Source organism: Flaviaestuariibacter flavus, assembly GCF_004337505.1.
GTDB classification, from domain to species: domain Bacteria; phylum Bacteroidota; class Bacteroidia; order Chitinophagales; family Chitinophagaceae; genus Flavisolibacter; species Flavisolibacter flavus.
Genome location: NZ_SJZI01000046.1, coordinates 1 through 14,763, shown reverse-complemented (window position 1 = coordinate 14,763; position 14,763 = coordinate 1). Strand labels below are relative to the sequence as shown.

General features: G+C 60.2%; 13 protein-coding genes. 7 read left to right on the top strand and 6 right to left on the bottom strand.

Annotated features, from left to right (window positions below; translation table 11 throughout):
* The first annotated feature begins 5 nt into the window (after window positions 1-5).
* Window positions 6-695 (top strand): thioredoxin, encoded by a 690-nt coding sequence (gene trxA / locus EPD60_RS12600; RefSeq protein WP_131449851.1) that lies wholly within the window; start codon window positions 6-8, stop codon window positions 693-695.
* Window positions 696-764: 69 nt separating this feature from the next.
* Here trxA and EPD60_RS12595 read toward each other — a convergent pair whose 3' ends face one another.
* The 3 genes from EPD60_RS12595 to EPD60_RS12585 all read right to left on the bottom strand — a co-directional run bounded on the left by EPD60_RS12595 (window position 765) and on the right by EPD60_RS12585 (window position 3,573).
* On the bottom strand, window positions 765-1,700 hold the full coding sequence (locus EPD60_RS12595; protein WP_131449849.1) for a hypothetical protein: 936 nt from the start codon (window positions 1,698-1,700) through the stop codon (window positions 765-767).
* Between the two features lie 70 nt (window positions 1,701-1,770).
* Complete coding sequence (locus EPD60_RS12590; RefSeq protein WP_131449847.1) at window positions 1,771-2,823, bottom strand: serine hydrolase domain-containing protein; 1,053 nt, start codon at window positions 2,821-2,823, stop codon at window positions 1,771-1,773.
* A gap of 93 nt (window positions 2,824-2,916) precedes the next feature.
* Window positions 2,917-3,573, bottom strand: coding sequence for a YdeI/OmpD-associated family protein (locus EPD60_RS12585; RefSeq protein ID WP_165871533.1), 657 nt, complete (start codon window positions 3,571-3,573; stop codon window positions 2,917-2,919).
* A gap of 466 nt (window positions 3,574-4,039) precedes the next feature.
* Here EPD60_RS12585 and EPD60_RS12580 point away from each other — a divergent pair, with 466 nt between their 5' ends.
* Window positions 4,040-6,553 carry a TonB-dependent receptor gene (locus tag EPD60_RS12580; protein ID WP_243647829.1) on the top strand — a complete coding sequence of 838 codons (2,514 nt, stop codon included), beginning with the start codon at window positions 4,040-4,042 and terminating at the stop codon, window positions 6,551-6,553.
* A gap of 133 nt (window positions 6,554-6,686) precedes the next feature.
* Complete coding sequence (locus EPD60_RS12575) at window positions 6,687-7,865, top strand: PepSY-associated TM helix domain-containing protein (RefSeq protein ID WP_131449844.1); 1,179 nt, start codon at window positions 6,687-6,689, stop codon at window positions 7,863-7,865.
* 217 nt (window positions 7,866-8,082) lie between these two features.
* Here EPD60_RS12575 and EPD60_RS12570 read toward each other — a convergent pair whose 3' ends face one another.
* The 3 genes from EPD60_RS12570 to hemH form a co-directional block, all read right to left on the bottom strand.
* Window positions 8,083-8,625, bottom strand: a complete 543-nt coding sequence (locus tag EPD60_RS12570; protein WP_131449842.1) for a CopD family protein — start codon at window positions 8,623-8,625, stop codon at window positions 8,083-8,085.
* A gap of 4 nt (window positions 8,626-8,629) precedes the next feature.
* Window positions 8,630-9,358 carry an SIMPL domain-containing protein gene (locus EPD60_RS12565; RefSeq protein ID WP_131449840.1) on the bottom strand — a complete coding sequence of 243 codons (729 nt, stop codon included), beginning with the start codon at window positions 9,356-9,358 and terminating at the stop codon, window positions 8,630-8,632.
* A gap of 88 nt (window positions 9,359-9,446) precedes the next feature.
* Entirely contained in the window at window positions 9,447-10,538 is a 1,092-nt protein-coding gene (gene hemH, locus EPD60_RS12560; RefSeq protein ID WP_131449839.1) for a ferrochelatase, read from the bottom strand.
* A 289-nt stretch (window positions 10,539-10,827) separates the two neighbouring features.
* Here hemH and hemA point away from each other — a divergent pair, with 289 nt between their 5' ends.
* The 4 genes from hemA to hemE all read left to right on the top strand — a co-directional run.
* Window positions 10,828-12,042 (top strand): glutamyl-tRNA reductase, encoded by a 1,215-nt coding sequence (gene hemA / locus EPD60_RS12555; RefSeq protein WP_131449837.1) that lies wholly within the window; start codon window positions 10,828-10,830, stop codon window positions 12,040-12,042.
* A complete protein-coding gene (locus EPD60_RS12550) occupies window positions 12,042-13,025 on the top strand; it encodes a hydroxymethylbilane synthase (RefSeq protein WP_131449836.1) in 984 nt (327 codons plus the stop codon). Before hemA ends, EPD60_RS12550 begins: the two co-directional genes overlap by 1 nt.
* Window positions 13,012-13,728 carry a uroporphyrinogen-III synthase gene (locus EPD60_RS12545; RefSeq protein WP_131449834.1) on the top strand — a complete coding sequence of 239 codons (717 nt, stop codon included), beginning with the start codon at window positions 13,012-13,014 and terminating at the stop codon, window positions 13,726-13,728. The genes EPD60_RS12550 and EPD60_RS12545 overlap by 14 nt, the downstream gene beginning before the upstream one ends.
* Window positions 13,725-14,763, top strand: a 1,039-nt coding sequence (gene hemE, locus EPD60_RS12540) for a uroporphyrinogen decarboxylase (RefSeq protein WP_131449832.1), incomplete at its 3' end; no start/stop codon positions are given. The genes EPD60_RS12545 and hemE, both read left to right, overlap by 4 nt.

Genomic DNA, 14,763 nt, shown 5'->3' with positions numbered 1-14,763 from the left:
ACTCCATGAAACGCCTCCTGACCGTCCTCTCCCTCTTCATTGCGCTCGCCGCTTCGGCCCAGACGCAATCCGCCAACCTGCTGGCCGCGAACGATTTCGCCCGCAAGATCTTCGAGACGCCCAAAAAAGTGGTGCTCGACGTGCGCACGCCCGACGAGTTCTCCAAAGGACACCTCGAGCATGCCCGCAACATCAACTGGAACGGCGGCAGCTTCGAGCAGGAGGTGGCGACGCTCGATAAGAATACGCCTCTCTTCGTGTATTGCCTGGGCGGCGGCCGCTCGGCTTCGGCCTCGGCCAAGCTGCGCGCCCTCGGCTTCACCGAGGTATACGAGCTCGACGGCGGCATCATGAAGTGGCGCCAGGCGGGCCTCATGGAAGAAGGCGCCGCCCTCCGCGGGATGAATATGAGCCAGTACAATGCACTGCTCAAAACCGACAAACTCGTGCTTGTTGATTTTTACGCCGAATGGTGCGGCCCCTGCAAGGTGATGAAGCCTTACCTTGAAGAGATCGCCAAAGAAAAAGCCGGCAGCGTTGAAGTAGTGCGCATCGACGTAGACCAGAACCCCATCCTGGCCCGCGAACTCCAGATCGCGGCACTGCCGACGCTGGTGCTGTACAAAGGCGAAAAGGTGAAGTGGTGGAACGTGGGCTATGTGCCGAAGAAGACGGTGGTGAAGCAACTCAAGTAATCTATCCGTAGAAATACAAATAAAAACGCCGCCTTCCCAGGCGGCATTTTTATTCATGGAAACCGGTGCTTACTGGCCGATGGCCTTATTCAGCTTTTCAAAGTCCTTGCTTTTCACCCGCATGCCCATGTTGGTGGTTTCGAAATAAAGCAGCTCCTTCGACTTCAGGTCGTACACCATCACGTATTTCTTGTTGTCGATGGCGGGCAGGAAGAGCGTGTATTTGTCGGCATCGGCACTTTCCTCCAGCTTCATGATATCGGCGGCGGGCAGCACCTTGTATTTACCGGCGAAGCTGATGTCGCCCTGCTCCATGATGGCTACCCGGATCGCCTTCATCGGCTTCTTGCCGGCTTCCAGGTTGGCTTTCATCATGGCGGTGGTGTTGGGGTTTACGTCCCACTCCTGCAGCAACTCGGCGGGGATCAGCAGGGTCTTGCCCGCAATGCGCGCCGTGCGGCTGTCGACGGTTTTGAAGAATTCCTTTTCGCTGCCGCCGGCCTTTACCAGGGTTACCATCTCATTCATGGTCTGCACCATATAGGGGATGCGGAGCAGGGAGCGGTCGTACATATTGTCGCTAGCGGTTACGTCGAACTCGTAGTGAAAGCCGTTGATGGGAAAGGCCGCCACGATCGCGTCGCCGTCGATCTCGCCGAGCTGGTTGGCGGCCGCCATTACGTAAAAAGGATTGTTCATGGCCGTGGCATGGTCGCGCACGGTGAGGCCGACCACGGCGGGCGCAAATACGAGCGAAGAACTTTCGAGGCGGGGATAGCTTTTGGAGATATCATGAAACTCAACGGGCGTGGCTTTCCAGTAATTAGTAAAAGCGGCGCGCAGGCGGTCGTTGTACGGACCGCTGCTGCGGGTATATACGTGGGCCGGCCCGCTGAGAAGCTTTTGCACGTTCTTACCCTTTGTCTTGTCGAAGATCTGTGCCTGTGCGGCGCCGGCTACCAGGAGGGCCGAAGCTGCGGCCAGCAGTGTTTTGGTAAACTTCATTGCAGGTGTGTTTTACCAAATTTACGGAAGCCGGGCTGAAGCCGGGCAGGCCGCGACCGGGGCCCTGCCTTTATTTCCGAACCGCCACGGTGTACAGGTCTTCCGACAGGCGCGCCAGGTCGCCGCGGTTGGTGTTGCTCAGCACCAGCACCGCGATATCGCCCTTGAGCACATGGATCCAGTTGGCGCGGCTGCCGCTGATGGCCCCCGACCCGTAGATATACGGCAAACTGATGGAGCCGCGGCCCGCCGAGGCCCACACACCCTGGGCTACGTTGCCCAGCTTTTCGTTGCCGTGGATCATATCGGCTAGGGTGCCCGGCCGCAGCAACTGGTGCGCGAAAAGCGCTGCATCGAAACGCATCAGGTCGTAGGCCGTGGAATAGAGCGATCCGGCGCTGTAGTAGTTGCCGGTGTAATAGGGCTTGTCGGGCTGGTAGCCCGTTGCCGAGTCCTTGTAGTTATACGACCGCGCGAGGCGGGGCACGGGCTTGCTGTCGTCGACTACCCCGGTGCTGTTCATGCGCAGGGGACGCAGGATGCGGCGTTCCAGGTTATCCACCCAGGTACGGCCCGTGGCCTGCTCGATGATCTTTCCGAGGAGGATATAGTCGCCGTTGCCCATCCGGGCCTTTGTTCCCGGCTCGAACTCCAGCGGGCCGCTGCAGTAGCGGCTGATAAAGGTGTCGAGCTTGAGGGTGGCCCGGTCGATGTCGCGGGCGGTGCCGCCGCCGCACTCGGGGATGCCCGAGCTGTAGGTGAGCAGCTGCCGGATGGTGACGCGGGCCCGGCCGGGGCCGGTATAGCCCGGGAGGTATTTGGCAATGGTGTCGTCGAGGGCGAGCTTGCCTTCTTCTTTCAGCTGGAGGATCATGACCGCGGTAAAGGGCTGGGTAAGCCCGGCGATGCGGTAGGGCGTGGTGCTTTGTGCCGCCGCGGAGGTCTCGCGGTTGGCATGGCCCACGGCGCCGCTCCACAGCAGGCGGCCGCCGCGCGACACCAACACGGTTCCGCTGAAGCCGTGCTCGCGCTGCCAGCGGTTGAGTACGCTCTGGTAGGCCGAATCCTGGGCGGCACCCGCCAGGCACAGGATCAGGAAGAGGGGAAGTAGCAGGGATTTCATCGGGGGTATTGCAGCAAAACGCAGACCAGCGCCGCCGTAACACCGGTCCCCGGGAGTTCCGGAGTAGGGTGCAGTCTGGCCCGGGGAGCGCGGCTACATATTCCTTGGGTTCTTCCACCCCTTCGCCAGCCGCTCCAGCGTGCCTTCCACGCGCTGGCGGCGCGTTTCTTCGCGCTTTGCGGTTACGATCCACTCCACGTATTCCTTCCTGTTGCTAAAGGAAAGGCTGTTGAAAAAGGCGGTCGCCGCCTTGTCCGGGTGCAGGGCCGCCGCCAGGTCGTCGGGGAGCCGCACTTCCTTTTTTACCGGGTCGATGTAGTCGAAGATGGGCCGCTCTTTCGGGGCCGCCGCCCGCTTCTTGTCGGCCTCGTTCTGCCGCCGGAACCCGAACACCGACCAGGTGGGGTCGAAGGAGATGAGGCTGATCCATTGCAGGCCCGGCTGCGCCAGGAGCGCCTCCCAGCCTTTGTCGCGGGTGAGGTCGGTCTGCAGTTTCGAGCTGCCCTTGGGGTAATAGATCCAGCACACCGTATCCCCCTGCACCCGCTCCAGCACCGCGGCGAGACCGCTCTCCATTTCAAGGCGGTTGCGCACGAACCAGTGCAGCTGGTCGGCGGACTTTCCTTTTTTCAGGATCCGGACATCCTCGGGCAGGGGATCGAGTGTTTGTTCGAAATCGTCCGGCGCGTTGATGGTCAATAAAGTAGCTCCGGGCTTGATCTTCAGTTTCCGGGCGATGGAGGTAGGCATAAGAGGGGCTTGTTTCGCTAAAATAAGCGCCCCGGACCATTCTGCTACAGCCATCTTTTCCCGAATGAACTTACAGCGCCAACTGATCGCCCGGGGCGGGTAAATGCCACCTCCAGCCGCCTACCTGTCAGCTCCGGCTGCCTACCTGTCATTTTCGATTGTATTTCTATCGTCTCCGGGTATATAATCATCGACTCCGCCCATATACCTACGAACTCCGAAAGCATATCTATCCCGTTCACCCGCATTTCTGTCAGCCAGCTAATCATAACCGCGGTCTCCACATGCCTGCCTGTCATTTCGGAACTGCTAAAAGCCTTTCTGTCCCAATTCCCGGCCGTGGAGGCAATCCGGAGACATTTTCCGCTTTGCATTGCCGCCTTTTTCCGTCTTCCGTAACCCACTTTTCCCGATACGGCACTGCTATGCCGGCAGGAAGTCGTCCTTTTGCAAAAAATTTCCAGAAGTGAAAGGATTTGTTACCTGTATCCTGGCCCTGAGCTGCCTTGGCGCCGCCGCCCAGACCGAGCAGCACCTGACCGCCTTTGCGGCCGTGAACCACACCAACGAAACACCCGAATTCAGCATCCAGGGCCGCGTGCTCACCACCGACGGACAGCCCGCCCCCTATGCCACCGTGCAGGTACGCGGCACCGATAAGACGACCACCACCGACGAAACCGGCACCTTCGTTTTCCGCAACCTCCCCGAAGGCAGCTATACCCTCGTGGTGAGCATGACCGGCACCGGGGCGGTGGAGCGCGCCATCGAAGTGCGCAAGGGCAGCACCACGGCGCTCGAAGTACGCCTGGCCCTCAACGAAAAGCAACTCACCGAGGTGATCGTTACCTCGGGCCGCACCCTCAACGACCGCACGCCGGCCATCGGCAAGGCCGCCATCCACCCGATGGACCTGCCCCAGGCCGTGACCGTGCTGGGCGCCCCCGTGCTGCGCGAGCAGCAGGTACAGCGCCTCTCCGACGCCATCCGCAACGTCAACGGCGTATATATGACCACCGCACGCGGAGCCGTGCAGGAAAGCTTCGCGGCCCGCGGCTACGCCTTCGGATCGAGCAACCTGTTTAAGAACGGCGCCCGCCTCAACTCCGGCGCCATGCCCGAGATGGGCTCGCTGGAGCGCGTGGAGGTGCTGAAAGGCTCGGCCGCCATCCTCTTCGGCCAGGTAGCGCCCGGCGGCGTGGTCAACCTCGTGACCAAGCAGCCCAAATTCTCCCGCGGCGGCGAAGTGTCGCTCCGCGCCGGCTCTTACAACCTGCTCAAACCTGCATTCGACGTGTACGGTCCGCTGTCGGGAAAAGTAGCCTACCGCCTCAACGGCTCTTTTGAAAGCGCCGACTCCTACCGCGCCGGCGTTCACTCCGACCGCTACTACATCAACCCTTCCTTCCTCTTCAAGCTGGGCAAGCGCACCGAGCTGCTGCTCGAGGGAGATTACCTGAAGCACGACTTCACCCCCGACTTCGGCATCGGCACCATCGGCGCCTATGGCAGCGTGAGCGGCAAGACCATCACCCCGGTAGCCCGCGGCGCCTTTTTCGGTACGCCCTGGCAGTATAATATCACCCAGCAATCGACCGCCGGTGCTACCCTCAGGCACCGCATCAGCGACAACTGGAACCTGCAGTCGGCCCTCAACTACCAGTTCTACTCGCGCGACTATATGTCGGTGGAGCGCGTGCAGGCCGACACGGCCGGTAACTGGGGCCGCTCGCTCGGCCGCATCCAGACCGAAGAGCAGTACTACACCGGCCAGCTGAACCTGAACGGCAAGGTGCACACCGGTAATTGGGAGCACACCATCCTGGCGGGCATCGACGCCGACCACTATGGCACCGAGGCCTATACCTTTAATTTCGCCCGCCGCAATTTCAACGGCCGCCTGCTGGCCGCCGGCATCTACGACAGCATCAACCTGCTGAACCCCGGCAAATATGCCGCTGCCACCGACCTGCCCGAATACAGCAAGGCAACGCGCACCTTCAGCCCCATTGACCGCTTCGGCATCTATGCCCAGGACCTCGTGAAGCTTTCGGATAAGTTCAATGTCCTGCTCGGCGCCCGCATGTCGTACGTGGTAACGGAAGGCGTGCAGACCACCACGCTGGCCAACGACTCGCTCTTCATCGGCACCACCCGCATCGACCGCGCCTTCTCGCCCCGTGCCGGCATCGTGTACAAGCCCACGTCCAACACCTCGCTGTTTGCCTCCTACACCAATTCCTTTTCGGTGAATACGGGCATCGACGTAGACAACAACCCCCTGAAGCCTTCCACCATCAACCAGTATGAGGTCGGGGTGAAGAACGAGCTCTTCGGCGGCCGCCTCTCGGCCAACGTAACGGCCTACCGCATCGTGAACAACAACCTCGCGCAAACGGCGCCCTACCTGAAGGACGGCGTTACGCCCAACAACAACAGCAATATCAGGATGCTGTCGGGCCAGACGATTTCCGATGGCGTGGAGCTGGATCTCGCCGCCAGCCCCATCGAAGGCCTCGACCTGCGTGCCGGCTACAGCTACAACTACATGCGCTACACGAAAAACGACACTACTTCGGGTGCCTTCAAAACCGGCGAGCGACTCGTGAACAACCCCGCGCATACGGCTAATGCGAGCGCTTTTTACACCATCGGCTCCGGCAAGCTGAAGGGCCTCAAGCTCGGTGCCACCTTCCTCTATATCGGCGACCGCAATGCCGGCTGGAACAGCGACGTGGTGAAGAACACGTATACCAACTCCAGCGTTCCGAAGGCTCCCTTCTCGTGGCGCGACCGCATGTTCGAGGTGAAAGGCTACAGCACCCTCGACCTGAGCGCCGGTTACAGCTGGAAACGCTTTGCGCTGATGGCCAAGGTGAGCAACGTCACCAACACCTTCAACTGGTATGTTCACGAGAACTACAGCGTAAACCCGATCCCGCCGAGGCAGTTGATGGGCACGCTTTCCTATAAATTTTAAGACAACCTGGACAGGGTGAATGGTGAATGGTCAATGGTCAATCAGGACCTTCGCCATTCACCATTCGCTTTAACAGCCGGTTCAGCCAAATACTAATCCTCATCGGGCCATTGACCATTGACCATTCACCACCATGAAAGTATTCTTCCGCCGTATCCACCTTTACCTCAGCTTCGCCGCGGGGCTCGTCATCCTCATCGCCTGCCTTACGGGCGCACTGCTGGTGTTTGAAAAAGACATCATGATGGCCGCCAGCAAGGAGCGCTATTATGTGTCGCCGGCTTCGCAAAAGCTGCCGGCCGCCGGTCTCGTGCAGCGGGTAAAGGACGCCTTTCCCGGTACCAAGGTGACGGGCATCCGGCTGTACACGGACCCGGGCCGCTCGGCCGAAGTGAGCATCACGGCTGCCAAAAAGAAAGAAGGCAAGGAAGCCGGAAAGGCACCCGAGCGGCAGCCCGGCTTCACGGTGTTTGTCAACCCCTACAGCGGCGCCATCCTGGAGAAATACAGCTACCGGGAGTCGAACTTCTATACCGTTTTCGCCCTGCACCGCTGGCTGCTGGGTGGCGAAGGCTCGGTGGGCAAATACATCGTGGGCGTGTCCACCTTGCTCTTCCTGTTCATCCTGCTCACCGGCATCGTGCTGTGGTGGCCCAAAACGCGCACCGTGCTGCAGCGGCGCCTGACCGTAAAGTGGGGCGCCTCCTGGAAGCGCCTCAACCACGACCTGCACATCGTGCTCGGCTTCTACTCGGCCATCTTCCTGTTTATCATGGCCTTTACCGGCCTGGCCTGGAGCTTCGAGTGGTTCAATAAAAGCATTTATACGGTAACGGGCTCGCCGATGAAGGGCCCCGAGCCGCCGAAGTCGGCCTACGTAGCCGGTGCGAAGCCCGCGACTTTTGACGCCGTGCTGACCGCCGCGCAGGCGCAGCGCCCCGGGGCCGACTTCTACAACCTGCAGGCACCGAAGGATTCGGTGGCGCCCTTCACCGTACAATTACTGGGCACGGGTGCGCCGCACGAGTCGGCCACCGACGCCTTCTACTTCGATCAATACAGCGCCGCTCCCCTCGGCCACCTCACCTGGAAGGAGCGCTCCCTCGGCGCGCGGGTACGCGGCACCTTCAAACCCGTACACACCGGCTCCATCGGCGGCACGCCCACCAGGATCCTCGCCTTTATCGTGTGCCTCCTCGGCGTTACCTTCCCCATCACCGGCACCATCATGTGGTGGAACCGCACGCGTAAGCGGAGAAAGGACGGGAAAAAGGTGCTGCTGACGGAGGAGATTGAGACGGAGCTGGAGTAGGGCCTCACCGGTTGGTGCACAAAGGCAGGCCTTCGGCCTGCCTTTGTCATGCTGAGCGGAGCGAAGCATCTGAAGGGACGACCAGAGTAAAAAGTCCAGATGAAGCAACCGCTCTGTGCTTTCACGCACGTCTCCTCGATTCGCCACCTCAGATCCTTCGCTCCGCTCAGCATGACAAAAGGGCCGCAAGCGGCCCTTTTGTGCAAGCGCCTGCGCGCTATTTCCTAAGTGTTTTGTAGATCTTAATCGCACTCATCAAAACAACAATAAACCCGATCAGCCCCAGCAGGCCCCACAGCCACGAAATGCCGGTCTTCACCGTCGCCAGCATCACGATGGGGATGAGGAAGATGGTGGCCACCTCATTCCACACGCGGAGCTTTTGCGCGCTCCAGGTGAATTTGCCGGCAAGTTGTTGTTTATAGATCCGGTGAAGCGAAAAGAAGTAGAGATACAGTCCGAGTACGAAAGCCAGCTTCACTTCCAACCAGCGCCCGCCTTCTTCGCCGAAGGTGGCCTGCCAGTTGCCCAGGAAGAGCACCGTCGGGCCGAGGATCAGCGTAAGGACGGCCGAGGGCCAGGTAATGCCCAGCCAGAGGCGCCTGATCATAATGGCGAACTGCGCCTGCAGGATGCGGCGCTCGGGCTCGGGCTTTTCGTTGGCTTCGGTGTTGTAGATGAACAGGCGCACGATGTAAAACATCCCCGCGAACCAGGTAACGATGAATACGATGTGCAGTGCTTTGAGGTAGGCGTACATGATTTTAGTCGATGGCGAACTCCATGCGGATGGTGATGGAGCCGGTTTTGTTTTTGTCGGAGGTATTGAAGGCACCGCCGTAGCTGTAGTCTTCGTTGCTGTTCTTGCCGGTGATCTGGAACACGCCCATGGTGGCCTTACGCACCGCACCCAGCGAGCTGCCGGAATTTTTGGCGATGGTTTCGGCACGGTTGCGCGCATCGGCGCTGGCCTTGCCCAGCAGGTCGATCTTGATATCGGCAAGCTTCGAGTAATAGTAAGAAGGCGCGGCCGAATTGAACTCGATGCCGCTTTGTATGATGTCGGTGGCCTCGCGCGACAGGCGCTCCACCTTGTTCACGTCGTTCGACTGCACCGTGACGGTCTGCGTGAGGTTGTAGCCCGTAAACTCCTGGCTGATCACCGCGCCGTTATCATTCGTGCGGTTGTTGAACTCGCGGTTGATCTGGGCTGCCGAAAAAACGATCTCCGCATCCGATACCCCGCGGCCGCGCAGGAAGGTGCGGATGGTGCTTTCATCCTGCTTGAGTGCGGCATAGGCGGTGGGCAGCTCGAGCGACTTGCGCGAATAGGAGCCGTTCCACACGGCGAGGTCACTCACGAAATCCCGCTCCGCCAGGCCCGTCACCACGATGGTTTCGCTCCCGCGCGCTTTGTACCGGAAGGCAGCCGCGCCGAGCGCCGCCGCAATTACTACTGCTATGCCGATGATGGCCGCCGTCAGGTTTCGCATAAAATCGTTTTTCCGAAAGTAGTATTCCCGCCGCAATCGGTCAATGGTCAATGGTGAATGGTCAATGAGCGGGACCAATCACCATCAACTAAATGAGGTCGGTAAACTTCGCCTTCGGCACCAGCTCGTGCGCCGAGCCACGCTGCAGCATATCCGTCTTTCCCAGCGCGTATTCCTGCACCCACCTGGCCATGGCCCGCACCCACAGCGGGTGCACGTTGAGGCAGGGGATCATGTCGAAGCTTTCACCGCCGGCATGCAGGAAGGTCTCCTTGCCTTCTTCGGCGATCTCCTCGAGGGTTTCGAGGCAGTCGCTGATAAAAGCCGGGCAGGCCACCACCACTTTCTTCACGCCCTCTCCCGGGAGCTGCTCCAGGCGCTGCGCCGTGTAGGGCTGCAGCCAGGGATCGCGGCCAAGGCGGCTCTGGAAGGAAAAGCCCCATTTGCCGTCGGGGATGGCAAGGCGCTTCGCCACCTCTTTGGTGGTCACCCAGCACTGGTGGCGGTAGCAATACTGGTGGGCCGCCGAAGGCGTATCGCAGCAGGCCCCGCTCTTCATACAGTGCTGGCCGGTGATGTCGCCCTTATAGATATGACGCTCGGGCACGCCGTGGTAGGAAAACAGGATCTGGTCGTAATCCTTTTCGAGGTGAGGGCGGATGCTCTCGCAAAGCGCGTGCAGGTAGTCTTCGTTGTCGTAATAAGGCTTGATATAGTCGAGGCGGAAGCGGTAGCGTCCTTCCTTGTGCTGTTCTTTGGCATACTCCACGGCTGTCTCGTAAGAGCTCATGGCATAGTGCGGGTACATCGGGATGAGCAGCACCTGCTCCAGCCCGGGGTGCGCGGCCTGCAGGGCATCGAAGGTTTCCTTCGGCGACGGCGTGCCGTAGCGCATGGCGATCACCACGGGCTCTTCCACCTCCCCGTCGAGGGCGGCGGCGAGCTGCTTCGAGAGCACGATGAGCGGCGAGCCTTCGTTGGTCCAGATGCTTTTGTAGGCCTCTGCCGACTTCGGCGCGCGGAAGGGAACAATGACGCCTTTCACCAGCATCGCGCGAAACAGCAGGGGCTTATCGATCACCCGGCCGTCCATCAGAAACTCGTCGAGGTAACGCTTCACGTCCTTTACATCGGTGGAGTCGGGGGAGCCGAGGTTCATGAGTACGACAGCACGCTTCATAGGCGGCAAATATCGGTAGAGAAAGCACGCAGATTCCGCATGCGGAATACGCAGATTGATTTTGATTTACGCTGATGTTGGTACCGGTATCCGCGCTCATCATAAAAGATCATAATAAATCTGCGTTCTTTCTCTCCCCGCAAATCATCCGGCAAAGCCCCCATCCCATCGCAGTCATGCCGCACCCTGAGCAAGATCACCCCTCCTTATGACAGATCAATGACACAGAAGTTAGGACGCGGGCGTCGCGCAAAGTACCTTTGCCCTCGTGCATCTGAGCCCCTGTGACATGAACAGCCACTACTTTAAAAATATCGACAACTTTTTCGTTGCCGGCATCAACTATAAGAAGTCCGACGCCTCCGTTCGCGGGCTTTTTGCTATCGGCAACGACCAGTACGCCAGCATCCTGGCGGCCGCGGCCGCCGAAGGCATCGGCGAGTTGTTCGTTCTTTCCACCTGCAACCGCACCGAGATCTACGGCATCGCCCACTGCCCCAACCAGCTGGTAAAGCTGCTGTGCAGCCAGACCGCCGGTGACGCCGACACCTTTCGCCGCTCCGCCTATATCAAGCAGGGCACCGAGGCCGTGGAGCATACCTATAACGTAGCCGCCGGCCTCGACTCCCAGATCCTGGGCGACTACGAGATCGTAGGCCAGCTGAAGACGGCCGTGCGCTTTGCCAAGGAAGGCGGCTTTGTGGGCGCCTTCACCGAGCGCCTCATCAACAGCGTGCTCCAGGCCTCCAAGAACGTAAAGAATAACACCGAGCTCAGCGGGGGCACCGTTTCCACCGCTTTTGCCGCCGTTCAATACATCCGCGCCCAGGTGCCGCAGTGCAGCCAGAAGAAAATGCTGCTGGTGGGCACCGGCAAGATCGGCCGCAACACCTGCAAAAACCTGGTAGACTACCTCGGAAACAAGAATATTACCCTCATCAACCGTACGCCTGAAAAAGCGCAGGAGCTCGCCGGCGAGCTGGGCCTGCAATGGGCGCCGGTGGAAACGCTGGAGGAGCAGCTCCGCGCGGCCGACATCATCATCGTGGCCACCAACGCGCAGCAAAAGACCATCCTCCGCCAGCACCTCGAAGGTGCCGGCGAAAAGCTGATCATCGACCTTTCTATTCCTTATAACGTGGCTGACGACGCCCAGACCCTGCCCAACGTGCGCATGGTGAACGTCGACGAGCTGTCGAAGCTCAAAGACGAGACTTTCCGCATGCGCCAGGCCGAAGTGCCCAAGGCAAAAGCCATCATCGCAGAAGGGATGGAGGAATTTGCCGAGTGGTGCGACATGCGCCGCCACGTGCCGCTGCTCAAAGACCTGAAGGCGAAGCTGAAGGCCCTTCACGAGCACCCCGAGTGCCCGCATCATGCCCGTCTTCTCGACGTGCAGATCCAGCGCGTGCTCAACGAAACCGCCGGCCGCATCAAAGAGCGCAACGAGCGCGGATGCCAGTATATCGCTGCCCTTAACGAATTCATCTCCGCACAGAACTAATGTCCCGCACACTCCGCATCGGCACCCGCGACAGCCAGCTTGCCGTCTGGCAGGCCACCCTCGTTCAGAACCTCCTGAAAGGGCAGGGCGTAAGCTCCGAGCTCATATATATTAAAAGCGAAGGCGACATCGACACGGTAACACCGCTCTATGCCCTCGGCGTACAGGGTGTGTTTACCCGCAGCCTCGATGCCGCGCTGCTCAGCGGCCGCATCGACATCGCCGTGCACTCCATGAAAGATGTGCCTACCCAACTGGCGCAGGGCATCCAGGAAGTGGCCGTGCTGGAGCGCGCGTCTACGAAGGATATTTTCGTCTATAAGAATGAGTCCGACCTCGCGAAGCTGGGTTGGGTCAATGGTCAATGGTCAAAGGTGAATAGGGAAGAACAAGCACTGACCATTGACCATTCACCATTCACCATCGGCACGAGCTCCATCCGCCGCATCGCACAATGGAAGCACCGCTATCCCAATACCGACGTAGAGAACCTGCGCGGCAACGTCAACACCCGCCTGCGCAAGGTGGCCGAAAGCGACTGGGCCGGCGCCATCTTCGCCGCCGCAGGTGTGGAGCGCATCGAGGTGCGCCCGGCAACTTCGGTGGACCTCGACTGGATGCTCCCCGCACCGGCACAGGGAGCCATCATGATTGTGTGTCGCAGCGAAGACGCGGAAGCCTATGAGTCGGTGCGCCCGCTCAACCATCCCGAAACAGCATTATGCGTGCGCGTTGAGCGCGACTTTCTCCGCACCCTGATGGGCGGCTGCTCCACACCGATATCGGCGCTGGCCCGCATCGAGTATGCCCAGGTGCGCTTTGAAGGCAACCTGTGCGCGCCGGACGGCTCGGAGCTGGTAGAAATTCAGAAGCAGGCCGATATCGCTTTTGCCAATAACCTCGGCGTGGATGCGGCCAACGAGCTGCTGCAGAACCCCCGGGTGCTAAAAATCGTAGAAGCCATCCGCAATGCCAAAGGCTGATCGCGCCATACTGAGCACCCGCCCCCTCCCGGCCGCGCTGGTGCTGGAAGCCGCCGCCCGCGGCTTTGAGGTCAACTGCCTTTCTTTTATCGAAACAGAAGCCATCCAGGATACTGCACTGGCGCAACGGATCCGCTTCCTGGCTACCGAAGCGCATACGGTCGTATTTACCAGCATGAACGCCGTGGAAGCCGTGGCGGCACAGGTGCGTACGGCCCCCGACTGGAAAGTGTATTGCATCGGGCACAGCACGCGCGCCCTCGTGGAAAGCGAGCTCGGTCTGCCCGTGGCCGGCACGGCCAACGATGCCGCGGCCCTCGCCGACGTCATCATCGCCGCGGGCGAAACCGAAGTGCTTTTCTTTTGCGGCGACATCCGCCGCGACACTCTTCCCGTAAAACTACGGGAAGCCGGCATCCGCATCAACGAGCAGGTAGTATACCGCACCATCGCCACCCCGCAGCGCGTGGGCAAAGACTACCGCGCCCTGCTCTTTTTCAGCCCATCGGCGGTGGAAAGCTATTTCAGCGTCAACCAGCCCGCAAAGCATAGCGTTCTGTTTGCCATCGGCACCACCACCGCCGACGCCATCCGCCGCCATTTCAGCGGTACGGTGGTGATCGCCCGGCAGCCGGGCAAAGAAGACCTGCTGCGCGAAGCGATGGAGTTTTTTGAGACCTTTATAACGAAGAATAATTTATGAGCGAACTGAAGAACGACCTCCTCCTGCGCGCCCTCCGCGGCGAATCCGTAGAACGCCCGCCGGTATGGATGATGCGCCAGGCCGGCCGCTACCTGCCCGACTACCTGAAGCTGAAGGCCAAATACGATTTCTTTACCCGCGTGCAGACGCCCGAGCTCGCCACCGAGATCACCCTGCAGCCCATCGACCAGGTGGGTGTGGACGCGGCCATCATCTTCTCCGACATCCTCGTGATCCCGCAGGCCATGGGCGTGGAAGTGCTGATGGAAGAAGGCAAAGGCCCCTCGCTGCCGAAGACCATCCAGACGCAGGCCGACATAGACGCGCTCATCACCGAAGGCGCAGAAGAAAGCCTGAAGTACGTACTCGACGCGCTCACGCTCACGAAAAAAGAACTGAACGGCCGCACGCCGCTTATCGGTTTCGCCGGCGCGCCCTGGACCATCCTCTGCTACATGGTGGAAGGCAAGGGCTCCAAAACCTGGGACAAGGCCAAGCAGTTTGCCTACACCCAGCCGCAGCTGGCGCATGCCCTGCTCCAGAAGATCACCGATATCACCATCGACTACCTGAAGGCACAGGTGAAGGCCGGCGCCGACACCGTGCAGGTGTTCGACTCCTGGGCCGGCGCGCTGAGCCCCGAGGATTTCAAAACCTTCGCCCAGCCCTACCTGCTGCAGATATCGAATGCCGTAAAAGACGAAGCACCCGTGATCCTCTTCCCCAAAGGCACCTGGTATGCCATCGAAGACCTGAGCCACTCGGGTGCCGCGGGTATCGGTATCGACTGGACCGTATCACCGAAGAAGGCCCGCGAGCTGACCGGCGACCGCATCACTATCCAGGGCAACTTCGACCCGGCAAAGCTGCTGGCACCCATCCCGCAGATCAAAACCTGGGTAAAGGAAATGATCGACGGCTTCGGCACGCAGCGCTATATCGCCAACCTCGGACACGGCATCACGCCGAATGTGCCGGTGGATCATGCAAAGGCCTTTGTGGAAGCTGTGAAGGAATATCGGATAACGAATATCG

Coding starts and splice junctions, on each gene's coding strand:
- trxA (WP_131449851.1), top strand. CDS start 6: ATGAAACGCCTCCTGACCGTCCTCTCCCTCTTCATTGCGCTCGCCGCT.
- EPD60_RS12595 (WP_131449849.1), bottom strand. CDS start 1,700: ATGAAGTTTACCAAAACACTGCTGGCCGCAGCTTCGGCCCTCCTGGTA.
- EPD60_RS12590 (WP_131449847.1), bottom strand. CDS start 2,823: ATGAAATCCCTGCTACTTCCCCTCTTCCTGATCCTGTGCCTGGCGGGT.
- EPD60_RS12585 (WP_165871533.1), bottom strand. CDS start 3,573: ATGCCTACCTCCATCGCCCGGAAACTGAAGATCAAGCCCGGAGCTACT.
- EPD60_RS12575 (WP_131449844.1), top strand. CDS start 6,687: ATGAAAGTATTCTTCCGCCGTATCCACCTTTACCTCAGCTTCGCCGCG.
- EPD60_RS12570 (WP_131449842.1), bottom strand. CDS start 8,625: ATGTACGCCTACCTCAAAGCACTGCACATCGTATTCATCGTTACCTGG.
- EPD60_RS12565 (WP_131449840.1), bottom strand. CDS start 9,358: ATGCGAAACCTGACGGCGGCCATCATCGGCATAGCAGTAGTAATTGCG.
- hemH (WP_131449839.1), bottom strand. CDS start 10,538: ATGAAGCGTGCTGTCGTACTCATGAACCTCGGCTCCCCCGACTCCACC.
- hemA (WP_131449837.1), top strand. CDS start 10,828: ATGAACAGCCACTACTTTAAAAATATCGACAACTTTTTCGTTGCCGGC.
- EPD60_RS12550 (WP_131449836.1), top strand. CDS start 12,042: ATGTCCCGCACACTCCGCATCGGCACCCGCGACAGCCAGCTTGCCGTC.
- EPD60_RS12545 (WP_131449834.1), top strand. CDS start 13,012: ATGCCAAAGGCTGATCGCGCCATACTGAGCACCCGCCCCCTCCCGGCC.